Annotated in this window: 32 protein-coding genes and 3 tRNA genes; 23 read left to right on the top strand and 12 right to left on the bottom strand. The window is 71.9% G+C overall.

All coding sequences use genetic code 11. The features are described from left to right. Positions 1-199 precede the first annotated feature (199 nt). Genes HF519_RS22655 through HF519_RS22640 form a run of 5 tightly spaced genes read left to right on the top strand, consistent with a single transcriptional unit; the run spans position 200 to position 3139 of the window. Complete coding sequence (locus tag HF519_RS22655; protein ID WP_169415009.1) at positions 200-955, top strand: enoyl-CoA hydratase/isomerase family protein; 756 nt, start codon at positions 200-202, stop codon at positions 953-955. Between the two features lie 21 nt (positions 956-976). Further along, the gene (locus HF519_RS32525) at positions 977-1111 is read left to right on the top strand and encodes a hypothetical protein (protein WP_281358617.1); all 135 of its coding nucleotides are present in this window, start codon (positions 977-979) and stop codon (positions 1109-1111) included. Positions 1112-1150: 39 nt separating this feature from the next. Beyond that, on the top strand, positions 1151-1471 hold the full coding sequence (locus HF519_RS22650) for a DMT family transporter (protein ID WP_169415008.1): 321 nt from the start codon (positions 1151-1153) through the stop codon (positions 1469-1471). 40 nt (positions 1472-1511) lie between these two features. Beyond that, positions 1512-2744, top strand: coding sequence for a serine hydrolase domain-containing protein (locus HF519_RS22645; protein WP_169415007.1), 1233 nt, complete (start codon positions 1512-1514; stop codon positions 2742-2744). Beyond that, entirely contained in the window at positions 2744-3139 is a 396-nt protein-coding gene (locus HF519_RS22640) for a phage holin family protein (protein WP_169415006.1), read from the top strand. The genes HF519_RS22645 and HF519_RS22640 overlap by 1 nt, the downstream gene beginning before the upstream one ends. Positions 3140-3231: 92 nt before the next feature. Here the strand turns inward: HF519_RS22640 and tenA are convergent, their stop codons facing one another. Then, positions 3232-3912 (bottom strand): thiaminase II, encoded by a 681-nt coding sequence (gene tenA, locus HF519_RS22635; protein WP_169415005.1) that lies wholly within the window; start codon positions 3910-3912, stop codon positions 3232-3234. Between the two features lie 5 nt (positions 3913-3917). Then, positions 3918-4628, bottom strand: coding sequence for a winged helix-turn-helix transcriptional regulator (locus HF519_RS22630; protein ID WP_169415004.1), 711 nt, complete (start codon positions 4626-4628; stop codon positions 3918-3920). 71 nt (positions 4629-4699) lie between these two features. Here HF519_RS22630 and HF519_RS22625 point away from each other — a divergent pair, with 71 nt between their 5' ends. Further along, on the top strand, positions 4700-5836 hold the full coding sequence (locus HF519_RS22625) for an acyl-CoA dehydrogenase family protein (protein ID WP_169415003.1): 1137 nt from the start codon (positions 4700-4702) through the stop codon (positions 5834-5836). 171 nt (positions 5837-6007) lie between these two features. Continuing rightward, a complete protein-coding gene (locus tag HF519_RS22620) occupies positions 6008-6223 on the top strand; it encodes a hypothetical protein (protein WP_246244917.1) in 216 nt (71 codons plus the stop codon). 30 nt (positions 6224-6253) lie between these two features. On the opposite strand, the gene HF519_RS22615 is transcribed toward HF519_RS22620, so the two are convergent. The 6 genes from HF519_RS22615 to mrf all read right to left on the bottom strand — a co-directional run bounded on the left by HF519_RS22615 (position 6254) and on the right by mrf (position 11443). Continuing rightward, positions 6254-6574, bottom strand: a complete 321-nt coding sequence (locus HF519_RS22615) for a hypothetical protein (RefSeq protein ID WP_169415002.1) — start codon at positions 6572-6574, stop codon at positions 6254-6256. Positions 6575-6747: 173 nt separating this feature from the next. Further along, positions 6748-8421, bottom strand: coding sequence for a class I adenylate-forming enzyme family protein (locus HF519_RS22610; RefSeq protein WP_169415001.1), 1674 nt, complete (start codon positions 8419-8421; stop codon positions 6748-6750). A gap of 23 nt (positions 8422-8444) precedes the next feature. Continuing rightward, on the bottom strand, positions 8445-9731 hold the full coding sequence (locus tag HF519_RS22605) for a cytochrome P450 (RefSeq protein ID WP_211170435.1): 1287 nt from the start codon (positions 9729-9731) through the stop codon (positions 8445-8447). A 111-nt stretch (positions 9732-9842) separates the two neighbouring features. After that, positions 9843-9989: an ATP-binding protein gene (locus tag HF519_RS33355; protein WP_369009259.1), complete on the bottom strand. Its 147-nt coding sequence runs from the start codon at positions 9987-9989 to the stop codon at positions 9843-9845. A gap of 9 nt (positions 9990-9998) precedes the next feature. Beyond that, positions 9999-10166 carry a 50S ribosomal protein L32 gene (gene rpmF / locus HF519_RS22600; RefSeq protein WP_169415000.1) on the bottom strand — a complete coding sequence of 56 codons (168 nt, stop codon included), beginning with the start codon at positions 10164-10166 and terminating at the stop codon, positions 9999-10001. Next, positions 10166-11443: a ribosome hibernation factor-recruiting GTPase MRF gene (gene mrf, locus HF519_RS22595; RefSeq protein ID WP_169414999.1), complete on the bottom strand. Its 1278-nt coding sequence runs from the start codon at positions 11441-11443 to the stop codon at positions 10166-10168. Before mrf ends, rpmF begins: the two co-directional genes overlap by 1 nt. Before the next feature lie 91 nt (positions 11444-11534). Here mrf and rpmG (HF519_RS22590) point away from each other — a divergent pair, with 91 nt between their 5' ends. The 10 genes from rpmG (HF519_RS22590) to HF519_RS22545 all read left to right on the top strand — a co-directional run bounded on the left by rpmG (HF519_RS22590) (position 11535) and on the right by HF519_RS22545 (position 14286). Continuing rightward, the gene (rpmG, locus tag HF519_RS22590; protein ID WP_169414998.1) at positions 11535-11699 is read left to right on the top strand and encodes a 50S ribosomal protein L33; all 165 of its coding nucleotides are present in this window, start codon (positions 11535-11537) and stop codon (positions 11697-11699) included. Positions 11700-11702: 3 nt separating this feature from the next. Then, positions 11703-11942 carry a 30S ribosomal protein S18 gene (gene rpsR, locus HF519_RS22585; RefSeq protein WP_169414997.1) on the top strand — a complete coding sequence of 80 codons (240 nt, stop codon included), beginning with the start codon at positions 11703-11705 and terminating at the stop codon, positions 11940-11942. A gap of 7 nt (positions 11943-11949) precedes the next feature. Continuing rightward, a complete protein-coding gene (gene rpmB / locus HF519_RS22580) occupies positions 11950-12186 on the top strand; it encodes a 50S ribosomal protein L28 (protein WP_169414996.1) in 237 nt (78 codons plus the stop codon). Continuing rightward, the gene (rpsN, locus tag HF519_RS22575) at positions 12186-12491 is read left to right on the top strand and encodes a 30S ribosomal protein S14 (protein WP_169414995.1); all 306 of its coding nucleotides are present in this window, start codon (positions 12186-12188) and stop codon (positions 12489-12491) included. Before rpmB ends, rpsN begins: the two co-directional genes overlap by 1 nt. A gap of 202 nt (positions 12492-12693) precedes the next feature. Continuing rightward, positions 12694-12766: transfer RNA gene (locus HF519_RS22570), tRNA-Thr, on the top strand. Between the two features lie 30 nt (positions 12767-12796). Next, a tRNA-Met gene (locus HF519_RS22565) sits at positions 12797-12872 on the top strand. Between the two features lie 39 nt (positions 12873-12911). Continuing rightward, positions 12912-13079: a 50S ribosomal protein L33 gene (gene rpmG / locus HF519_RS22560; protein ID WP_169414994.1), complete on the top strand. Its 168-nt coding sequence runs from the start codon at positions 12912-12914 to the stop codon at positions 13077-13079. Between the two features lie 2 nt (positions 13080-13081). Then, positions 13082-13528, top strand: a complete 447-nt coding sequence (locus HF519_RS22555) for an FAS1-like dehydratase domain-containing protein (protein WP_312860286.1) — start codon at positions 13082-13084, stop codon at positions 13526-13528. Continuing rightward, complete coding sequence (locus tag HF519_RS22550) at positions 13525-13968, top strand: MaoC family dehydratase (RefSeq protein WP_312860285.1); 444 nt, start codon at positions 13525-13527, stop codon at positions 13966-13968. The genes HF519_RS22555 and HF519_RS22550 overlap by 4 nt, the downstream gene beginning before the upstream one ends. A gap of 108 nt (positions 13969-14076) precedes the next feature. After that, positions 14077-14286, top strand: a complete 210-nt coding sequence (locus tag HF519_RS22545; protein WP_169414993.1) for a hypothetical protein — start codon at positions 14077-14079, stop codon at positions 14284-14286. 64 nt (positions 14287-14350) lie between these two features. Here HF519_RS22545 and HF519_RS22540 read toward each other — a convergent pair whose 3' ends face one another. Next, a complete protein-coding gene (locus HF519_RS22540) occupies positions 14351-15586 on the bottom strand; it encodes a pyridoxal phosphate-dependent aminotransferase (RefSeq protein WP_169414992.1) in 1236 nt (411 codons plus the stop codon). Between the two features lie 170 nt (positions 15587-15756). On the opposite strand from HF519_RS22540, the gene HF519_RS22535 reads away from it, so the two are divergent. From HF519_RS22535 to rplA, 5 genes are all read left to right on the top strand, one after another. Next, positions 15757-15832, top strand: a tRNA-Trp gene (locus HF519_RS22535). 82 nt (positions 15833-15914) lie between these two features. Then, the gene (gene secE / locus HF519_RS33035) at positions 15915-16253 is read left to right on the top strand and encodes a preprotein translocase subunit SecE (protein WP_169414991.1); all 339 of its coding nucleotides are present in this window, start codon (positions 15915-15917) and stop codon (positions 16251-16253) included. Positions 16254-16299: 46 nt separating this feature from the next. Next, entirely contained in the window at positions 16300-17169 is an 870-nt protein-coding gene (gene nusG, locus HF519_RS22525) for a transcription termination/antitermination protein NusG (RefSeq protein WP_169414990.1), read from the top strand. Positions 17170-17241: 72 nt separating this feature from the next. Continuing rightward, positions 17242-17676: a 50S ribosomal protein L11 gene (gene rplK / locus HF519_RS22520; protein ID WP_169414989.1), complete on the top strand. Its 435-nt coding sequence runs from the start codon at positions 17242-17244 to the stop codon at positions 17674-17676. A gap of 99 nt (positions 17677-17775) precedes the next feature. After that, positions 17776-18501: a 50S ribosomal protein L1 gene (rplA, locus tag HF519_RS22515; RefSeq protein ID WP_169414988.1), complete on the top strand. Its 726-nt coding sequence runs from the start codon at positions 17776-17778 to the stop codon at positions 18499-18501. A gap of 67 nt (positions 18502-18568) precedes the next feature. On the opposite strand, the gene HF519_RS22510 is transcribed toward rplA, so the two are convergent. Together HF519_RS22510 and yczR are read right to left on the bottom strand one after the other, a co-directional pair. Continuing rightward, entirely contained in the window at positions 18569-19663 is a 1095-nt protein-coding gene (locus HF519_RS22510) for a CaiB/BaiF CoA transferase family protein (RefSeq protein ID WP_169414987.1), read from the bottom strand. A 63-nt stretch (positions 19664-19726) separates the two neighbouring features. Beyond that, on the bottom strand, positions 19727-21205 hold the full coding sequence (gene yczR, locus HF519_RS22505) for a MocR-like transcription factor YczR (protein ID WP_312860284.1): 1479 nt from the start codon (positions 21203-21205) through the stop codon (positions 19727-19729). A gap of 60 nt (positions 21206-21265) precedes the next feature. Here yczR and HF519_RS22500 point away from each other — a divergent pair, with 60 nt between their 5' ends. Further along, on the top strand, positions 21266-21499 hold the full coding sequence (locus HF519_RS22500) for a hypothetical protein (RefSeq protein ID WP_169414985.1): 234 nt from the start codon (positions 21266-21268) through the stop codon (positions 21497-21499). Here HF519_RS22500 and HF519_RS22495 read toward each other — a convergent pair. Next, positions 21466-21729 carry a hypothetical protein gene (locus HF519_RS22495; RefSeq protein ID WP_169414984.1) on the bottom strand — a complete coding sequence of 88 codons (264 nt, stop codon included), beginning with the start codon at positions 21727-21729 and terminating at the stop codon, positions 21466-21468. The two genes, HF519_RS22500 and HF519_RS22495, sit on opposite strands and share 34 nt — an antisense overlap. Between the last annotated feature and the right edge of the window lie 104 nt (positions 21730-21833).

The raw sequence follows: 21833 nt of genomic DNA, 5'->3' as shown, positions 1-21833 counted from the left end.
GGGTTGCCCCGCCGGTCGGCGGGTACCTGTGCCACCGCGGTCCCGGCGGCGTCGAGAGCGCCGGGATCCGGGCCGATCCCTCCTGGCCGGTCCATGGTGGTGCATGCTGGGCACGCCGGATGGCGCCCGGGTGCCGGGCAGCCGGTTTCACGAGGCAAGCCGGGTGGGCGCCACGGGGTGCCCGGCGAGGAGCGCGAGCATGAGCGGGGTCGTGGTCCAGCAGCGGGGGAGCACCCTGCTGGTGACGCTGGACCGTCCGGAGACGCTGAACGCGCTCACCCTCGACGACATCGCCGCGTTGCACTCGGCGATGGATCTCGCTCCCGACGTCCGGGCCGTCGTGTTCGCCGGGGTGGGGGAGCGGGCCTTCTCCACGGGGATGAACGTCGATGAGTTCCTGTCCTTCGACGTCGACGGCGCGCGGGCTTTCATCGCGCAACTGCGGGACCTGCTGCGCCGGGTGCGGACCGCGCCGGTGGCCACGATCTGTGCCGTCGACGGCTACTGCCTGGGCGCCGCGTTCGAGCTCGCGCTGGCCTGCGACCTGCGCGTCGTGACCACCCGTGCCGTCTTCGGTCTGCCCGAGATCAAGGTCGGCATCCCGTCGGTGGTCGACGCGGCGCTGCTGCAGCAGTACGTCGGGCTCAGCCTGGCCAAGGAAATGATCCTGACCGGGGAGAACTTCCCGGTGCAGCGGTTGACGGAGTCCGGGCTGTGCAACGAGATCGTGATGCCGGCCGGGCTGGACCCGGCCGTGCACACGATGCTGGACCGGGTCACGGGGCACACCCCGACGGTGGTCGCCGCGCAGAAGCGGCTCTTCGAGGTCTGGCAGAACACCACGCTGACCGACGGTGCCGACCGCAGCGTCGAGGAGTTCGCCCGCGTGTTCGCCGCAGCCGAGACCCGCGCGCACCTCGCCCACTACCGCGCGGCGCTCGGCGGCGGCCGCTGAGCCGGAGAGAGGGGGCGGGGAGTGATCGATGTCATGGTGGCTGCCCGGGCCCTCCAGGAGCGCGGCCGGCCCCTCGGCGACGATCGGCTCGGCGTCGAGCCGGCGCTGATGGCCTGTCGCAGGCCCGGGCCGGCGGTGCTCGCCGGGCCGCGCTGAACGGGGGCGCCGGATCCGGCATCGACGGAGGGGGGCGCCGTGGCGTGGCTGTGGCTGATCGGTGCGATCATCATGGAGGTCGTCGGCACGACGAGCCTGAAGCTGTCGGCGGGGTTCACCCGGCTGCTGCCGTCGATCGGGGTGGTTCTCGGTTACGGCGCCGCGTTCGTCCTGCTCGGACAGGCGCTGAAGGGCTTCGAGGTCGGGACGGCCTACGCGCTCTGGTCGGCGATCGGCACAGCGCTGATCGTGCTGGTCGGGGTGGTGTTCCTGGGTGAGTCGCTGAACCCGGCCAAGATCGCCGGGGTGTTGCTCGTGATCGCCGGGGTGGTGCTGCTGAACCTGGGCGGGGCGCACTGACGCGGGCCGTCCGGCGTGATCCCCCGGGTAGGGTCGCCGTGTGACCGAGCTCAAGGTGGAAGCGGATGCGGCGGAGGTCGGCTTCGACGCCGACCGGTTGAAGCGGGTCGACACACACTTCCGGCGATACGTCGACGACGGCCGGTTGGCCGGATGGACGATCGCCGTGGCCCGGCGCGGCCGGGTCGCACACCTGAGCCACTACGGCAGCCGCGACCTCGAGGCCGGCCTGTCCGTCGAGGCCGACACGCTGTGGCGCATCTACTCGATGACGAAGCCGATCACGTCGGTGGCCGCGTTGATGCTCTACGAGCGGGGCGCGCTGGAGCTGACCGACCCGGTGTCGCGCTACATCCCCTCCTTCGCCGACCTGCGGGTCTACAAGGCCGGATCGGCGCTCAACCCGGCCACGGTCCCGGCGACCGAGCCGGTCCGCGTGTGGCACCTGCTCACCCACACCGCCGGCCTTACCTACGGTTTCCACCACGCCCACCCGGTGGACGAGATGTACCGGCTCAAGGGATTCGAGTTCGGCGGGCCGCGGGGGATGGATCTGGCCGCGACCTGCGACGCATGGGCGACGCTGCCGCTGCTGTTCCAGCCCGGCACGGAGTGGAACTACTCGGTGGCGACGGACGTGCTGGGCCGCGTCGTCGAGGTGGCCTCCGGGAAGTCGCTCGACGAGTTCTTCGCCCAGGAGATCTTCACGCCGCTCGGGATGACGGAGACGGCGTTCTCCGTGGCCGAGGGCGATCGCGACCGGCTGGCGGCGTTGTACGTGCCGAGGCCGGGCGGGGGGCTGGTGCGCAACACGTCGCTGGCCGAGGCGATCACCCGGCCGCCGTCGATGCTGTCCGGTGGCGGTGGGCTGGTGTCCACCGCGCACGACTACCACCGCTTCACCCAGATGCTGGCCGGTGGCGGCGAGCTCGACGGGGAGCGGCTGCTCGGCCCGCGGACCGTCCGCTACATGACGCGCAACCACCTGCCCGGGGGCGCCGACCTGCAGGAGTTCGGGCGGCCGATCTTCGCGGAGTCGTCGTTCGCGGGAGTCGGGTTCGGGCTGGGTTTCTCCGTGGTCGTCGATCCGCTGGCGGGCAAGGCGCTGACCAGCACGGGTGAGTTCGCCTGGGGCGGGCTGGCCAGTACCGCGTTCTTCATCGACCCGGCCGAGGAGATCACCGCCATGTTCTTCACCCAGCTGATGCCCTCGAGTACCTACCCGGTCCGCTCGCAGCTGCGGACGCTCGTCCACCAGGCGCTGGTGGACTGATGTCGAACGCACTCGCCCTCACGATCCGCGTCGCGGTCGTCGCCGTCGCACTGTGGGTGGCCACCGCGCTGGTCGAGGGCATCGAGGTCGGCGGCGGCACCACCGAGGGCCGGATCGGCACCCTGATCGTCGTCGCGATCATCTTCGGTCTGGTGAACGCGGTGCTCAAGCCGCTCATCAAGGTGGTCGGCTGCCCGCTCTACGTGCTCACCCTGGGCCTGGTCGGCCTCGTGGTGAACGCACTGCTGTTCATGCTGGTCGGCTGGCTGTCCAACAGCCTGGGCCTGCCGTTCACCGTCGACGGGTTCTGGTCGGCCTTCTGGGGCGCGATCATCGTCGGGATCGTCGGCTTCGTGCTGCACCTGCTCATCCCGGACCGTCTCGACCAGCGCTGAGACCCCGACCGCCCAGCCGCTGATCAAGGGCGAACGGGGGCTTTTCAAGATCGACAAGCCCCCGTCCGCCCTTGATCAGCGGGCCGGGGACGTCAGACGGGCCAGGTCTCCTGGCGGTAGCCGGCGTCCCAGAACATCCACTCGTAGCGCGAGGTCGTCACGAAGTGCTCGCGCATCCGCTCCAGCTCGCGCGGTGAGAGCTCGGCACCGATCCGGTCGGTCAGCGCCAGCACCTCGTCGACGACGGTCTGGAAGTCGTCGCCGCCGTACATCGCGATCCACCGGGCGTAGAGCGGGTCCGGCGAACTGCGGGCGAGCAGCTCCTCGCCGACCCGGGCGTAGATCCAGTAGCAGGGCAGCACCGCGCCGACGGCCTCGGCGAACGAGCCGCTCTGAGTGGTCGCCATGAGGTAGCTCACGTACGCCCGGGTGGTCGGTGCGACCGGCTCCTTCGCCGCCGCCTCGGCGGTGCTCCCCATCTCGCCCATCAGCGCGGCGTGCAGGTCCTGCTCCGCGGCGACGGCGCCCGCCGCGTGTCGGGCGAACATCACGGTGTCCTGCTCGGTCGGGGCCTTGGCCGCGCACACGGCGAGCGCCCGGGCGTAACCGCGCAGGTAGTGCGCGTCCTGCACGATGTAGTGCCGGAACGACTCCCGGGGGAGCGAGCCGTCGGTCAGTCCGGCGATGAACGGGTGGGCGAGCACGGCGGCGTAGATGTCGGAGATGTCGGTCCAGAGCACGTCCCTGGTGCGGACCGGCGCGGTGGTGGCCATGCCGATCACGCTAGTGCGGCGCCGCCTGTCGCGGCCGCACCCTGCGCGGCCGGGACCCGCGCGCGTCGCACGTACGGAGCCACCGGGCTGAGCTGCAGCGCCCGGGGGAGCGCCCGCACCAGATCGTGCGGCCCGGTCACCCGGATCAGGCCGTCGCGGAGGGCGGGCAGGAACTCGATCCGGGCCTCCCACACCTGGTAGAGCACCGGCAGCGGCGTCTCGACGGTGATGTCGACGTCGTAACCGGGGTCGGTGAAGCACAGCGACACGTCGGCCGGCTCGACCACGAGCCAGTACCGGCCGCGACGCAGCTCCGGGAACCGGACGTGGATGACCACCCGGCGCCGCTCGAACGGCGCCGGGTCGATGCCTCCGCGGATCCACCACATCAGCACCGCGGGGTCCAGCTCGTCGGGCCGCGGCTCGCCGAAGGCCCACCGTGCCCCCCACTCCGCCAGCCCGAACACCAGCGGGCGCAACTGCTCCCCGGCCTCGGTGGCGTGGTAACCGCCGTCGCGGTGCTCGACCAGGCCGTCGCGCTGCAACTGGTCGAGCCGTTTGGACAGCAGTCCCCGCGAGAGTCGCGGCAGCCCGCGCGCGAGGTCGTTGAAGCGGTGGGCCCCCACCAGCAGGTCCCGGATGATGAGCAACGACCAGCGGTCGCCCAGAACCTCGAGCGCCCGGGTGATCGGACAGTACTGCCCGTAGCGAGACACCCGGTGATGGTCCCGCTGCCGGTTCAGATCGGGAACTATCGCCCACCGATCGGCGCAGCAACCATCACGCCATGACCACAACACTCACCCGTTCAGGGATGACGGACAACGAGGCCATTGCCCTCGCCACCGAGGTCGGGCGCCGGTGTGCCCCCATGGAGGACGCCCACGACCGCGAGGCCACCTTCGTGGCCGAGGCGTACCGGGCGATGGCCGAATGCGGCTACCTGCGGATGGCGGTGCCAGCGGAGCTCGGCGGTCTCGGCGCCGGGATGCGCCAGGTGATGGCGGCCGAGCACGAGCTGGCCCGCTGGTCCGGATCGGCGGCGCTGGCCGCGGCGATGCATCTCTACCTGAGCCTCGTCCAGTGCTGGCGGCACCGTCGGGGGGCACCGGACGCCGAGGCCGCACTGCGGCGGATCGCGACCGAGGGCCTGATCATGGCCACCAGTGGCGGCTCCGACTGGGTCTCGCCGACCACCACCGCCGTCGAGGTCGAGGGCGGCTACCGGTTCTCGGGCCGGAAGAAGTTCTGCAGCCAGGCCCCGGTGGCCACCGTGATCTCCACCTCGGCCGTGCTCGGCGAGCCCGGGCCGGACGCCGAGGTGCTGCACGCCGGTGTGCCGCTGTCCTCGCCGGGCATCTCGTTCGTCGAGACCTGGGACACCCTCGGGATGCGGGGCACGGCCAGCAACGACGTGATCTTCGACGACGTCTTCGTGCCCGCCGAGCGGATCATGGGCCGGCGGCCCTACGGGGTGCTGGCCGGTCCGTTGCTGGTCGCCGTCATCCACTTCTCACCCATCGGCGCTGCGGTGTACCTGGGTGTCGCGAGCGGTGCCTACGACGAGGCGCGCCGTGTCGTCGCGAAACGCGCTGCCCCGAGCCCGGCCGCAGTGCGTCAGCTGGGCGAGATGGAGGCGCGGCTGCGGGTGGCCCGCTGGGCCCTCGGGGCCGCGACCGACGAGATCGGTGAGGACCCGCCGGCGGACACCGCCACGTTGTCCGCGGTGGCGGCGGCCAAACGGCATGCCGTGCTCGAGGCCCGGGCGGTGGTGGACCTGGCGATGGAGGCCGTCGGCGGGCCGTCGTTCTTCCGGACCTCGCCGCTGGAGCGCGCGTACCGGGACGTCCGCGGCGGCCCGTTCCACCCGTTGACGCCGGAAGCGACCCTCGAGCTCATCGGCTCGGCCGCCCTCGCCCGATGAGCCGTACGTCGCTATTCGAGCACGACACGTCGTTTCGGGTGAGAGGAATGTCACTCATCGGGTGAGATTGGTGCCCGCAGGCCGTCTCTGTGATTCACCAGCGTGTCCCAGGGGTAGCGACTCAGCGCAGAGCGCGTGCCACACGGCACCGCTCGGCGGAGGTGAGTCGAGATGAATCCCGTTCCCATGGATCACCACGAGAAGATGCGGCTGCGCGCTGCGGCCTTCCGGGTGACCCGGCTCTATCCCGGCCCCGTCGGGGAGCTGCTCTCCCGGGAGCTGCTCACGTGGGAGGAGTTCGGGTACCGGCTCGGTGGCGGCCAGCTCGTGATGCGGCTGGTCGATCACGTGCTGAAGACACCCCTGGCCCAGACGGAGGCGGCCTGACGCCGCTGCCGGCTCACCGCCTCACGGCGGTCAGGGGCTGGCCTCGTCCAGGAGGGTGGTCTGCAGGCTGCTCGCCGATCCGGTGACCGGCGAGCCGTCGGCGAGTCCCCCGACGGCACCGGCCACCACCAGCAGCGCGGCGAGTGTCACGAGGGTGCCCACCCGGCCCACGACGTCGAACGCGGCTCCCCAGCGGGTCCGCGGCGGCACGGCGGCGTGGTGCCGGCCGAGGGCGTCCGTTGCGGTCGTCCCCACCACGGCGGGCAGGACCACGGTGGGCCCGAAGGCGGGCAGCGTGGCGGCCGCCTCGAAGGTGGCGGCGGGGGAGGACAGGACACGCGGCATCGGCATTGACGGACCACCTGGAGCATCGGGGGAACAGGGGGTGGTGGCCGCCGTGGCGGCCGGTGTCCGGTCCGGTTCGCGCGTGCCGGGTGCCCGTACACCAGACACATCGCCGCACCCCCGCCACGCGTTAGCGTCGCGTCACCCGGACGGTCCGGCCGCCGCCGTGGGCCCTGGGGTCAGTCCGACAGCCGCGTGCGCAGCTCGCGCTTGAGTACCTTGCCGGCGGCCGACACCGGGATCTCGTCGACGAGCCGGATCTCCCGCAGCCGCTTGTACGGGGTCACCTGGTCGTTGACCGCGTCCATCAGCTTCTGCGCCCCGTCCCCGTCCAGACCCGGGGCGACCACGAACGCGACGGGCAGCTCCCCGACCTCGGGATCCTGCTTGCCGACGACCGCCGCGCCGACCACCCCGGGCTGCCCGAAGAGCAGCTCCTCCAGCTCGCGGGGGTACACGTTGTACCCCTTGTAGATCAGCATGTCCTTCTTGCGGTCCACGATGCTGAGGTAGCCCTCGTCGTCGAGCACGCCGATGTCCCCGGTGTGCAGCCAGCCGTCCACGAGGGTCGCGGCCGTCTCCTCCGGGCGGTTGCGGTAGCCCGTCATCACCTGCGGGCCGCGGATGCACACCTCGCCGGGCTCGCCGGGTGGGAGCTGTGCACCGTCGTCGTCGAGGATGCGGATCTCGGTGTCGTACACCGGCTGCCCGACGGTGCCGACCTTGCGCACCGCGGACCGCGCCGCCGGCCCGATCGTGGCGCCCATGGTGACCTCGGTCAGTCCGTAGCCCTCGGCGATCACGGCGTCGGAGCCGAACCGCCGGTGCAGCGCCTGGATCATCTCGACCGGCAGCGGTGCGGCCCCGGAGGTCAGCCCACGCACCGACGACAGGTCGCGGGTGGCGAAGTCCGGATGCCGCAGCATCGCCGCGAACAGCGGCGGCGCGCCCGCCATCGAGGTGACCCGGAAGCGCTCGGCGTCGGCCAGGTACGCGCCGGGGTCGAACCGGTCGTGCAGCACGGTGGTGCTGCCGGTGAGCATGGGCACGTTGAGCGCGCCGATGGTGCCCATCGCGTGGAACCACGGGGTGAGGTTGATCGAGACACCGGTGCCGAGCCGGACCGGGTACTCCTCGGCCGGTGCGGTCTGCTCCAGAACCAGCCCGCCCTCCGCGTCGAGCACCGGGACGGAGCCGCTGCCCCAGCACGCGTACTGCAGGGCGTTGATCACGACGTTGCGGTGCGGCAGCTGGACGCCCTTGGACCGACCGGTCGTGCCGCCGGTGTAGGCCAGGTGCGCGAGGTCGCCGGCGACGTCGACGTCGACGTCCGGGGCACGGGTCGGTGCGTCGGCGTGGAAGGCCTCGAAGTCGACCGCGCCGGGAACGCCCGTGAGGTCGACCCGGCTGCCCGGGTCCAGCGCCTGCTCCCGGTCGGTGACCAGCAGCAGCCGGATCGCGGTGCGGTCGCGCACCGCGGCGATCGCCGGCACGGCGGGAAGCCAGCTGACCGCGGCGACCGCTCCCGCGTCGGCGAGCTGGGCGGCCAGGTCGGCCGGCGGCAGCAGCGGGTTGGTCGGGGAGAACGTCGCGCCGGCCAGCAGGATCCCGTAGTAGGCGATCGCGTACTGCGGGCAGTTCGGCAGGTGGATCGCCACGATGTCGCCGCGGCCGACCCCCGCGTCGCGCAGCGCGTTCGCGAACGCTCCCGCACGGTCGCGGAGCTGGGCGAAGCTCAGCTCGCGGCCGTAGTAGTGCAGGGCGGTCCGGTCCCCGAACCGGTGGGCCGCGCCCGCCAGGATCGCGCCGGCGGGAACCTCGGGGTAGTCCAGGGTCAACGCGGTCCGCTCCATCTCTTCGGTGGTCGATTCCGGACTCACCGGGCGCCGCCGGGGGTGAAGGCGACCGGCAGGTGCTTGATGCCGTTGATGAACATCGACCGCAGCCGCTGCGGCTCGGCGGTCGCGTGGATGTCCGGGATGCGGGTCAGCAGTTCGCGGAACATCACCGACATCTCGCGGCGGGCCAGATGCGCACCGAGGCAGAAGTGCGGCCCGGCGCCGCCGAACCCGACGTGCGGGTTGGGGGAGCGCCGCAGGTCCAGCCCGTCCGGGTCGGTGAAGTGCTGCGGGTCCCGGTTGGCCGCCCAGTAGAACAGCAGCACCTTGTCCCCGGCGCTCATCGGTTTGCCACCGAGCACCGCGTCGGTCGCGAGCGTGCGCCGCATGAAGATCACGGGCGAGGCCCAGCGGACGATCTCGTCGATCGCCGTGGGGGTGACGCCGTCCAGGTCCGCCAGCCAGGCCGCGCGCTGGTCGGGGTGCTCGGTGAGCAGCTGGATCCCCCAGCTGATCGCGTTGCGGGTGGTCTCGTTGCCGGCGACCACGAGCAGGATGAAGAAGCTGGCGAGCTCGTCGGGGGTGAGCCGCTCACCGTCGATCTCCGCGTTGACCAGGGCAGAGGTGACGTCGTCGGTCGGGTTCGCGATGCGGTACTCGCCGAGTTCGCGCATCAGCTGGGCCAGGTCGCCGCCGGCCTGCAGCAGCGCCGTGACGATGTTGTCCGCGTCCGGGACGTACTCGGGGTCGGCGGCGCCGAGGATGACGTTGGAGCGGTCGAACACGAAGCGGTACTGGCTCTCGGGCACGCCCATCAGGTCGCAGACGATCGTGAGCGGGAGCCTCGCCGCGATCTCGGTGACCGCGTCGCACTCGCCGTCGTCGATCACGTCGTCGACGATCGTGCGGGCGGTCCGTTCGACCTCGTCGGTGAGCGCCGCGAGGCGCCGGGGGGTGAAGCCCCGGGAGACGATCCGGCGCAGCCGGGCGTGCCGCGGGTCGTCCATGTTGATCATCGAGCCGAAGAACTCGAGGAACTCGGCCGGCATGTCGGCCACCGAGGTCGAGCCCTGGCCGGACCGGAAGATCTGCGGGTTGCGGCTGGCCTCCACGACGTCGTCGAGCCGGGTCAGCGCGTGGTAGCCGGGGCCGGGCGGGAGGTAGCCGAAGTCGGGCTCGGCGTAGAACGGGATCGGCTCCTGCTCGCGCAGCGCCGCGAAGCCGGCGGCGCGGGCCGCGATCGGAGCGGTCCAGAACCCGTCGATGTCGGAGAGGTCGACCCGGGCGGGGGCCGTCATGACCTTCGGTGGCGTCGGTGGCGTCATCGCCGTACCTCCCCGCCGGCCGGTGAGCGGCCGAGCATAGTTACCGCGCGGTAGTACGTGATGAACCTAACCGGAGTGAGCCGTTCCACATCCCGTAAGCACCCGCTCGGGCTAATGGCCGGCGTGTCGGTCGGCCGACGGGGTCCAGCACGTGCCGACGCCCGCCTCGCCGGACAGCAGCACGGCACCGGTGCGGCCGGCCGCCGCCCGGTCGAGCGCCCCGGACAGGGCGCGGATCTCGAAGCGGCGGCCGACCAGGGAAACCGCTCAGTCGAGCGGGATGAGGCCGCGCTGGTAGGCCTTCACCAGCTTGCGGGGCACGAGCCGGCGCCGGCCCCCGAGGGTGACCGGGACCAGGTCGGGCGGTGCGGCCTTCCACTGCGCTCGCCGGCTACGGGTGTTCGAACGCGACATGCGCCGCTTGGGGACTGCCATCAGTCGTCCTCTCGTCGGGGGGTGTGGTCCGCCGGGACGGGCCCACCGGCCGTACCGGAGGCGTCGTTCGTGTCGCCGTCGTCGCCGTCGCACGGGTCGGGGTGCCACCAGCCGAACGGATCGGGCAGCACCCGCCAGGCGTCCTCCCCGGCGGCGAGCTCGGCGTCGGTCAGCAGCGCCTCCCGCAGCGTCGCCTCGATCGTGTCCGGGTCGCCCTCGTGAGCGATCACGACGAGGTCCTGGGCCCGGTCACCGAAGCGTGGGTCCCAGCCGAGTGCGGCCATGGCGCGCCGTTCCGGGGACGCCGCGTCCCAGGCGTCGCGGTCCTGCGCGGCCAGCCATTCGCCGACGTGCCCGATCTGCAGGCCGCCGCCGGCGGACTCCAGCCAGAGCACGGCGTCGGGCCGGGTGGCCAGCCAGATCCGGCCGCGGCTGCGCACGACCCCGTCGAGCAGGACGTCCATCGCCTCGCACAGCCGCTCGGGATGGAACGGCCGGCGCTCGGCGAAGACCAGCATCCGCACCCCGCAGTCCGAATCCAGGGGTGGGCGCCCGCGCAGCAGCGGCCCGTACAGGTCGTCGGGGCGTCCCCGGGGGGCCTCGTCCGAGAGCCCGGTGAGCAGCACGCGCTCGTCGAGCTCCGAGAGGCGCAGTCGCAGCGCCGCGGGCGCGAGCCGGGTCATGACGGCGTCGGTGCGGGCGAGGTCCCAGCCGTCGGCGCCGCCGGTGTAGACGACGAGGTCGGCGAACTCGGCCTGGCCGACAGCGACCTGGGCGACGGTGCGCTCGTCGTCGGGGAGCTCGGCCAGGCCCCGCTCACCGAGGGTCTCGTCGCCCGTGGCGTCGGCCAGCCAGCTCCCGGCGTCCACCGTGGTGATGACACCACGCAGGTCGACGACGTCGACGATCCTGGTGTCCTCGACGAGGACGTTGCCCAGTGCCCAGCAGACCTGTTCCGGTTCCAGCGCGGGGTCCAGGTGCAGCACGACCCGTTCGGCGGTCTCGGCCAGCCCGCGCAGCGTCGGCAGCAGGTCCTCGCGCAGCGTGCACGACGCGCAGCCGTGGGCGAGCTCGAGCACCGTCGTGGTGTCCGAACCGGCGTCGCGCAACCGCCGGTGGACCACGCCCCGGGTGATGTCGGTCAGGTCGTGGTGAAGGACGACCACACCCGGGTCGACGGCGCGGATCCGGCCGATGACCTCCTCGACGTCCGGCGCGAGGCCGGTCAGCACGAGCAGCTCGGTGCGGCGCCCGGTCGGGTCGGGTTCTCCGGGCACGGAGGTTTCCTCCTGTCGGTGGTGGGAACGAACGGCGACAGCGCGTGTTACCTTATATGAAAATGAATTTCATGTGTAAGGAGGGTGGGGCATGGCCAGGAACGAGCTCCGGCCGATCGTCAAGCTGCGCTCGACGGCCGGGACCGGTGCCACATATGTGACCCGTAAGAACCGGCGTAACCATCCCGACCGGCTCGTGCTCAAGAAGTACGACTGGCGGATCCGCCGGCACGTCGACTTCAGAGAGGAGCGCTGAGCCATGCCGGGACCGGTGCGTCGACCGCTGAAGCGCAAGGTCAACCCGCTGTACGCCAAGCGGATCAAGGAGATCGACTGGAAGGACACGACACTGCTGCGCACGTTCATCTCCGACCGAGGCAAGATCCGCGCCCGGCGCGTGACGGGGCTGACCCCCCAGCAGCAGCGCCGGGTCGCCACCGCGATCAAGAACGCGCGCGAGATGGCCCTGCTGCCCTACCCCAACGCCGGACGAGGGTGATCGCGTCATGTCCCGCCGCTGCCAGCTGACCGGGCGCGAGCCCGGCTTCGGCAAGAACGTCTCGCACTCGCACCGCCGGACCAACCGGCGCTGGGACCCCAACGTGCAGGAGAAGCACTTCTGGCTCCCCTCGGAGAACCGGACCGTCCGGCTCCGCTTGAGCGCCAAGGGGTTGAAGACCGTCGACAAGATCGGCGTCGAGGCTGCGGTCGCCCGGATCCGGGCCCGCGGGGAGAAGGTCTGATGGCCACCAAGGCGAAGATCGCGCGCAACGAGCAGCGCCGGCGCATCGTCGCGAGGTACGCCGAGCGGCGCGCCGAGCTGAAGAAGATCATCGCCCGCCCGACCACCGACCCGGCGGCCCGCGCGGCCGCCGAGCGGGAGCTGCGCAAGATGCCGCGCGACGCGAGTCCCACCCGGATCCGCAACCGCGACTCCGTCGACGGCCGGCCACGGGCCTACTTCCGGGCCTTCGGGGTGTCCCGGATCCGGCTGCGCGAGCTCGCCCACGACGGCAGCCTGCCGGGGGTCCGCAAGTCCAGTTGGTGACCGTCCGGGTCGCCGGTGGCGGTGTCGGGGCGACCCCGGCGCCGCCTCCGCCGCCCGACGGACGGTTCAGGCACCGTCCGTGCAGGTCAGGTCGGTGTGGGGGTCGCCACCCCCCAGCCGATTTCATACCCGGGTACGGGGTTGTGTAGCATCGTCCAGGCCAGCCGGGAAGCCGCAGAGCGACTACCCGGAAGGCCATGCCGCCCCTTTAGCTCAGTCGGCAGAGCGTCTCCATGGTAAGGAGAAGGTCTACGGTTCGATTCCGTAAAGGGGCTCTGCGAGGCTCCGAGTGACGAGCCTCGCGAAGCGGTGTAGCTCAGTCGGTAGAGCAAGCGGCTCATAATCGCTGTGTCGCCGGTTCAAGTCCGGCCACCGCTACCAGACTGACGTAGAGACGAAAGTAAGCAGGAGGCACCCGCGATGGCCAAGGCCACCGACGTTCGGCCGAAGATCACGCTGGCGTGCGAGCAGTGCAAGCACCGCAACTACATCACCAAGAAGAACCGTCGGAACGACCCCGACCGGCTCGCGGTCAAGAAGTACTGCCCGAACTGCAACACGCACCGGGAACACCGCGAGACCCGCTGAGCGTGCCCGACGAGTCCTACGTCGGCCGGCAGCTGCCGCCGACGGAGCCGTACCAGGTCGGTCGGGAGAAGATCCGCGAGTTCGCCACCGCGATCGGTGACGACTCTGCGGTCTGCCACGACCTGGCCGCCGCCCGCGCCGCCGGGCACCCGGATCTCGTCGCGCCGCCCACCTTCTCGGTGTCGTTCACGATGCCGCAGATCGAGGCCTTCCTGCGTGATCCGGACTTCGGGTGGGACTACAGCCGGATGGTGCACGGTGATCAGAGCATCACCCTGCACCGCCCGATCCACGGCGGCGACGAGCTCGTCACGACGATCCACGTCGACGATCTCCGCACCCGCGCCGGCAGCCACATGCTGACCCTGCGCTGTGAGGTCGCCGACAACGCCGGCGAGCCGGTGCTCACGACGAAGACGCTGCTGGTGACCCAGGCGGCATCGGCGTGACCGCCGTGGACCTGGCCGGCGTCGTCGTCGGCGACGAGCTTCCCGCGCTGGAACTGCGCGTCACCCGGGCCGATCTGGTCCGCTACGCCGGGGCGTCCGGCGACTTCAACCCGATCCACTGGAACGACCGCACCGCGGCCGAGGTGGGCCTGCCGGGCGTCATCGCCCACGGGATGCTGACCATGGCGCTGGCCGGTCGGCTGGTCACCCGATGGGCCGGAGACCCGGCGGCGGTACGCAGCTACGGCGTGCGCTTCACGCGGCCGGTGGTGGTGCCCGACGACGACGAGGGCGCCCTGCTCGAGCTCACCGGGAAGGTGGCCGAGGTGCGCGAATCGGACGCCGACGGCGCTCGGATCGCGAGAATCGACCTGACTGCCCGGTTCGACGGCAAGACCGTCCTCGGCCGGGCGTCCGCCGAGGTCACGCTGCCGGCCTGACCGTTCCCTGCGGTTGTCCGCCGGTCTCGTCCGGCTGGTCCGAGTTGCCCCTGTTACGCGAGGGGTCGATGCTGCCTGCGTCACTCACAGCTATGGAGGGAGCGCGGCGTGAAATTCGGCAAGCTCGTGGACAAGGCATGGGAGGACAAGACGGCCTCGGAGATCCTCAAGGCTCCGCCGTCGGCCATGGAAGGGCTCACCGAGAAGCACGACGAGCAGTTGCAGGCGTTCGGCATCAAGACCATCGAGGACCTCGCGAACTGGAAGTACGCCAGGCGGGCCTCGGCGCTGGCCGCTCTGGCCGAGACCGACAAGTGACCGCATGACACCGGGGGGCGAGCGCGGATCGCGCTCGCCCCCCCCGGGCGTGTCAGGTGTCGTGTTACTTCGCCTCGGCCAGCAGCTCGGCCATCCGGTTCACGCCGGTGCGCAGGTCGTCGTCACCCAGGGCGTAGGACAGCCGGAAGAAGCCCGGGGTGCCGAACGCCTCGCCCGGGACGACCGCTACCTCGGCGTGCTCGAGCACCGCGGCGGCCAGCTCGACGCTGTTCTGCGGGCGGGAGCCCCGCAGCTCCTTGCCGAGCAGCTCCTGGACCGAGGGGTAGGCGTAGAAGGCACCGCGCGGGGTCGGCACCTGCACGCCGGGGATCGCGGCGAGCAGCTCGACCATGAGCCGCCGGCGCCGGTCGAACGCCTCGCGCATCCGGGCCACCGCGTCCAGCGGGCCGGAGACGGCCTCCAGCGCGGCGCGCTGCGACACGTTGGCGACGTTCGAGCTCAGGTGCGACTGCAGGTTGGTGGCGGCCTTGATGACATCGGTGGGGCCGGCCATCCAGCCCACCCGCCAGCCGGTCATCGCGTAGGTCTTCGCGACCCCGTTGAGCACGACGCAGCGGTCGGCCAGGTCGGGCACCGCGACCGGCATCGAGACGGCCTCGGCGCCGTCGTAGACCAGGTGCTCGTAGATCTCGTCGGTGATCACCCAGATGTCGTTGTCGACGGCCCAGTGGCCGACGGCCTCGGTGAGCTCACGGGACGCGACGGCGCCGGTCGGGTTCGACGGCGAGCACCACAGCAGGACCTTCGTGCGGTCGGTCCGAGCCGCGTCGAGCTGTTCGACCGACGGCATGTAGTCGGCCTCCGGGCCGGTCTGCACGACCACCGGAGTGCCCCCGGCCAGTGCGATGGCCTCCGGGTAGGTGGTCCAGTACGGCGCGGGCAGCAGCACCTCGTCGCCCGGGTCGAGCAGTGTGGCGAACGCCTGGTAGACGGCCTGCTTGCCGCCGTTGGTGACGAGCACCTGGTTCGCGGCGATGTCGTAGCCCGAGTCGCGCTTGGTCTTCGCGGCGATCGCCTCGCGGAGCTCGGGCAGGCCCGCGGCGGGGGAGTAGCGGTGGTTCTTCGGGTCGGCGCAGGCGGCCTGGGCGGCGGCGACGATCGGGTCCGGGGTCGGGAAGTCCGGCTCGCCGGCGCCGAAGCCGATCACGGGCCGGCCGGCCGCCTTGAGTGCCTTGGCCTTCGCGTCGACCGCCAGCGTGGCGGACTCGGCGATGCCGCCGATCCGGGCGGAGATCCGTGCTCGGCTGGACGGTGCGGTCGTGGACGGAGGGGTGGCCATGGGCCCATCCTCCCGCACCGGCACGAGGGCCGCCGCCAGGGGGTTTGGGGGTCGGGTGGCGTGCGATTTCAGGCGCGGTGCGGGGGTGCCGTACACTCGACGAGCCGGGTACATCGTGCTGGTTAGGTGTGCCCGCTCCGCGTCGGCCAGATACGGCGTGGAGCAGGTCTAGGGGTGTAGCTCAACTGGCAGAGCAGCGGTCTCCAAAACCGCAGGTTGCAGGTTCAAGTCCTGTCACCCCTGCCATCGTGACAAGCACGAGGACAAGTACGGAGAGCGTGGGACGAGCAGCGAGCGGCACGTGCTCGATGCGAGCGGAGGACAGGGCGTGAGCGAGGAGCGCGAGTCGGGACGGTCCGGGCGGGAGCGCCCGAGCACCGCCGCCGACCGTCGTGGGCGGCGAGCCGCCTCGACGCCCGCCGACGGTGGGAAGGGCCGCGCGACGCCGGTCCGCGAGGCCCGCCCGTCCAAGGGATCGCTGCCGAGCCGGGTCGTCCGGTTCCTCCGTGAGGTGGTGGCCGAGCTCCGCAAGGTGATCTGGCCGACCCGTAAGGAACTGGTGACCTACACGGCCGTCGTGCTGGTCTTCGTGTCGTTCATGGTCGCGCTGGTGGCGTTGCTCGACTACGTGTTCGGGCAGGCCGTGCTGTTCCTGTTCGGCACCTGACGCGCCGCCGACCGAGCACGACGCAGACTAAGGAAGCGAGACGTACGTGACCTCCCCAGACGGCAGCCAGCGGCTGACCGACAGCGAGCTCGAGGCAAACGAGGCCGCAGTCCAGGCCGTGGCCGACAGCGATGCGGCGGTTGACGCCGAGGACGCGTCGGTGCGGGACGTGGACGTCGAGGCGGCACACGGCGAGGACGCCGCGTCCGCCTCCCTCACCGACGACAGCGACAGCGCCCGGGACGCCGGGAACGTCGAGGAGGCCGCCGCGGCCCTCGACGAGTCCGGCGAGGCCGGGGCCGAGGTCGACCCCGCGGAGGAGCTGCGCGCGGCCCTGCGCCGCGCCCCCGGCGACTGGTACGTCGTGCACTCCTACGCGGGCTACGAGAACAAGGTGAAGACGAACCTCGAGACCCGGGTGCAGACCCTGGACGTCGAGGACTACATCTTCCAGGTCGAGGTGCCGACCGAAGAGGTCACCGAGATCAAGAACGGCCAGCGCAAGCAGGTCCAGCGCAAGGTGCTGCCCGGCTACATCCTGGTCCGCATGGAGCTCAACGACCAGTCGTGGGGCGCCGTGCGCAACACCCCCGGGGTCACCGGCTTCGTGGGTGCCACCTCGCGTCCGTCGCCGCTGAGCATCGACGACGTCGTGAAGTTCCTGCTCCCGAAGACCGAGCAGCCCAAGCAGGGCGCAGCCGGGAAGACCACCGGCGCGGCGGCCCCGGGCAAGAGCACCGTCGAGGTCGACTTCGAGGTCGGCGAGTCGGTCACCGTGATGGACGGCCCCTTCGCGACGCTGCCGGCGACGATCAACGAGGTCAACGTCGACGCGCAGAAGCTCAAGGTGCTGGTGTCCATCTTCGGCCGCGAGACGCCGGTCGAGCTCGGCTTCAGCCAGGTCTCCAAGATCTGACCGGAAGCCGACACTGTTCTTCGCCGTGGCAGGCAGGTCCGCGGCGCGCACGTACCGATAACGAGGAACCAGATGCCCCCCAAGAAGCGGAAGCTCTCCGCGATCATCAAGCTCCAGATCAAGGCCGGCGCGGCCACCCCCGCCCCGCCGGTCGGCCCCGCGCTGGGTCAGCACGGTGTCAACATCATGGAGTTCTGCAAGGCCTACAACGCGGCCACCGAGGCGCAGCGCGGCGATGTGGTCCCGGTCGAGATCTCGGTGTACGAGGACCGCTCGTTCACCTTCGAGCTCAAGACCCCGCCCGCGGCCAGGCTGCTGCTCAAGGCGGCCGGTGTCGAGAAGGGCAGCGGCGAGCCGCACAAGACCAAGGTCGCCACGGTGACCATGGATCAGGTGCGGGAGATCGCGCAGGCCAAGATGCGCGACCTGAACGCCAACGACCTGGACCACGCGGCGAAGATCATCGCCGGCACCGCCCGTTCGATGGGCATCAACGTCGCCTCCTGAGGCGCCGTTCGCCGAACGCGTGGGAGAGCCGAGCGCGGCTCGTACCACGACCTGACCAGCGACCGCCCAGGCGGTCGCAGAGTATGAGGGACGTCAGAAATGACCAAGCGCAGCAAGAACTACCGCTCCGCGGCCGAGCTGATCGACCGCGAGCGGCTCTACAGCCCGCTCGAGGCCGCCGGTCTGGCGAAGGAGACCTCGAACTTCTTCAAGATGGACCCGACCGTCGAGGTCGCCATGCGCCTGGGTGTCGACCCGCGCAAGGCCGACCAGATGGTCCGCGGGACCGTGAACCTGCCGCACGGGACCGGTAAGACCGTCCGGGTCATCGTGTTCGCCACCGGCGACAAGGCCGCCGAGGCCGAGGCCGCCGGTGCCGACGTCGTGGGCGCGGAGGACCTGATCGAGCGCATCCAGGGTGGCTGGCTGGAGTTCGACGCCGCCATCGCCACCCCGGACCAGATGGCCAAGGTCGGGCGCATCGCCCGGATCCTGGGCCCGCGCGGCCTGATGCCGAACCCGAAGACCGGCACGGTGACCCCGGACGTTGCCAAGGCGGTCGCGGACATCAAGGGCGGCAAGGTCAGCTTCCGGGTGGACAAGCAGGCCAACCTGCACCTCGCCATCGGCAAGGCGTCCTTCGGCGTCGAGCAGCTCGTCGAGAACTACGGCGCGGCGCTCGACGAGATCCTGCGGGCCAAGCCGTCGGCCGCCAAGGGCCGGTACATCAAGAAGATCACGGTCTCGACGACCGCGGGACCCGGTATCCCGGTCGACCCGAACCGCACCCGCAACCTGCTGGTCGACGAGGCTCCGGCCGTCTGATCGCAGACCGCGAACGCACCGCACCCCCCGCCGCCTCCGGGCGGCGGGGGGTGCGGTCGTCTCAGGGTCAGGCCCAGTCGGCCAGCACCGACTCGACCTCCTCGGGCTCGCCCGGCCGCGCCGGGAGCTCGGTCCCGGTACGGGAGAAGCGCGGGGCGGGCGCGGCCTGCGGCACGCCGCCCGGGGCGACGATCGTCGAGCGGGCGGCCAGGTGCGGGTGGTCGGCCACCTCGCCGAAGGCCAGCACGGGCGTCACGCACGCGTCGACGTCGGCGAAGACGGCGGCCCACTCGTCCCGGGTCCGGGCGGCGAACGCCTCGACGAACCGGGCCCGGACGACCGGCCAGCCCTGCGGGTCGAACTGGTTCGGCAGCTCGTCGGCGGCGATCCCGAGGCCGTCGAGCAACTGGGCGTAGAACTGCGGCTCGATCGCCCCGACGGCGACGTGGCGGCCGTCGGAACAGGTGTAGGTGTCGTAGAACGGCGCGTGACCGTCGAGCAGGTTCGTGTCGCGCTCGTCGGTCCAGATCTTCTGGTTCAGCATCGCCCAGACCATCTGCACGAGGATGCTGGCCCCGTCGACCATCGCGGCGTCGACGACCTGGCCCTCGCCGGAGCTCTTGGCCTCCCACAGCGCCGCCAGGACCCCGATGACGAGCAGCATCGATCCGCCGCCGAAGTCGCCGACGAGGTTGAGCGGCGGCACCGGCCGCTCGCCGCGGCGGCCGATCGCGTGCAGCGCACCGGTCAGCGAGATGTAGTTGATGTCGTGGCCGGCGCGCTGGGCCAGCGGGCCGTCCTGCCCCCAGCCCGTCATCCGGCCGTAGACCAGCCGCGGGTTGCGGGCGTGGCAGTCGGCGGGGCCGACGCCCAGCCGCTCGGTGACGCCGGGCCGGTAGCCCTCGAGCAGCACGTCGGCGTGCTCGACGAGCCGCAGCACGGCCTCCCTGCCGGCCGGGTCCTTGAGATCGGCGGCCACCCGGCGGCGCCCGCGCAGGGTGGGGTCGGCTTCCGGGGAGCCGAGCTGCAGGCCGCCCGGCCGATCGACGCGTACCACGTCGGCGCCCAGGTCGGCCAGGATCATCGCCGCGTGCGGTCCCGGTCCGATCCCCGCCAGCTCGACGACCCGCAGCCCGGCCAGGGGCCCGCTCCGCTTCGACACACATACCTCCAGTTGATGGATTCTTCCGGACTCTAGGACAACGCGTCGGCCGTCCCGGGTGACTCAGGCCACGGCGACCGGTTCCACGTCGGTGGGGGCGGTGTCGTCGAGCCCGTGCCACGCCGCCGTGAGCCGGGCCAACGCCGGTTCCACCCGGTCCGGTCGCAGGGTGAAGGGCAGCCGCAGGTACCGCTCGAAGGCTCCGTCCAGACCGAAGCGCGGCCCGGCGGCGAGCAGCACGCCGTGCCGGCGGGCGGACCCGGCGAGGCGGCTGGAGACCGGCGCGCCGAGATCGACCCACAGGCTCAGCCCGCCGGCGGGCCGCGACGGCCGCCAGCCGGGGAACAGGTCGCCCAGGCGGCCGAGCAGGTGATCCCGGGCCGCGGCCAGTTCGCCACGCCGGGCTGCGGCGGCCGACTCCACGGTTGTGATCAGCCGGGCCGTGACGAGCTGGTCCAGCACGGCGCCGCCGAGGTCGATCGCGGGACGCAGCGCGGCCAGCCGCCGGATCATCGCGGCGGAGCTGCGGATCCAACCGATGCGCAGCCCGCCCCAGAAGACCTTGCTGGCGGAGCCGACGGTGAGCAGCAGCGGGGACTCGCCGCCGCCGTGGGCCGCGACCGGCGACGGCGGGGCCTTCGCCGCCGGGCCGTCCAGTGGGAGCTCCGCGAGGGTCTCGTCGATGAGCAGCGGGGTGCCGGTGCGCCGGGCCAGGGCGACCATCCCGGCCCGGTGCGTGCCGTCCATCAGCGCGCCGGTCGGGTTCTGGAAGTCGGGGATGAGATAGGCGAGCCGGGGGGCGGCGTCGCGCACGGCCGCGGTGAACAGGTCGACGTCCCACGTGCCGTCCGGGCCGAGGGCGACCGGGACGCACCGGCCGCCGCGGGCGTGTACGGCGTCCAGGGCGTTGGGGTAGGTGGGGTGCTCGACGAGGACACGGTCCCCGGGCCCTGTCAGCGCGGTCAGCGCCAGCGCGATCGCGTGCTGCGCGCCGGTGGTCACCAGGATCTGCTCGGCGGTGGTGGGCAGCCCGCGCGCGGTGAACCGGTCGGCGATCGCCGCGCGCAGCACCGGCAGGCCGTGCAGGTGGTAGCCGTGGCCACTCAGGTAGCCGTCCAGGTCGCCGAGGGCCTCGGCCGCCGCGCGGCGGATCTCCTCGGTCGGGGCCGGCAGCGCGGCGTGCGCGAGGTCGAAGAGGCTGTCGTCGCCCTGCGGGGAGAACGGGGAGAACGCGACGGCCGGGGCCCCGGGGCGGGTGTCCGGCAACCGGGTCCAGCTGCCCGCGCCCCGGCGGCTGTGCAGGAAGCCGGCGTCGCGCAGCGCGTCGTAGGCGGCGGCGACGGTGGTGCGGCTGACGTCGAGCGCCGCGGCCAGCTCCCGTTCGGCGGGGACGCGGGTCTGCAGCGAGAGCCTGCCGTCGAGGACGAGCAGCCGGATCCGCTCGGTGAGCGCCGCGGCGAGCCGGCGCCCGTCGGATGGCCGCCAGCCGCCGAGTAGGCGGGCGAAGCTTCGCGCGCTGATCCGGCGCTCGATGTCGTCCACTGGTCCACTCTCCGCAAATTGGCCATGGAGGAGAGGGCCAATCCTAGACACCATCGGCCTATGGAGATGCCATTGGTGCTGATGCTGATCTTGGTGGGGATTGCGCTGGCCGCCCCCCGCTACGGCGCCGACTCCCGCGACGGCGCCGACTGGCGGTTCACCACCGGGCCGCCGTCGCCACCCCGCACGCCGGTGCGCCGGCACACCGTCGCCGGTGATCTGGCGGCGGTGTACCGGTGGCTACGAGTCCGGGCCGAGCGTCAGTGCGTCCACTCCCACTGGCCACGGGCGTAGACCTCGAGGGCGTGCCCGCCATCGTCGCGGCGCTCCACGGTGTAGGAGTAGTGCCCCGGCTGCCAGCCGTCCTTCGCCGCGACCGCGCCGAGGTACGCCGTCGCCCAGTCCTGCCAACCGGCGGACTCGGCGGGGAGCGGATCGGGGACGTCGCACACGACGTCGGTGAACGGATGGAAGTGCCCACGCAGCCCGGCCCGCATCTGTACGTCCAGCCAGACCACGTCCATGCGCTCTCCCTGCCCGACCGATGTCTTGAGCTGCGAGTATCCGGCCGCCACCGGCGTACCGCGCCGGCGGGACGATCAACTCACCGGATCGGGTGGGTGGGTGC

This window comes from Pseudonocardia bannensis (assembly GCF_012911875.1).
In the GTDB taxonomy this organism is placed as follows: Bacteria; Actinomycetota; Actinomycetes; order Mycobacteriales; family Pseudonocardiaceae; genus Pseudonocardia; species Pseudonocardia bannensis.
The sequence above is the reverse complement of the archived record's forward strand: the minus strand, read 5'-3'. Positions and strand labels throughout refer to the sequence as shown.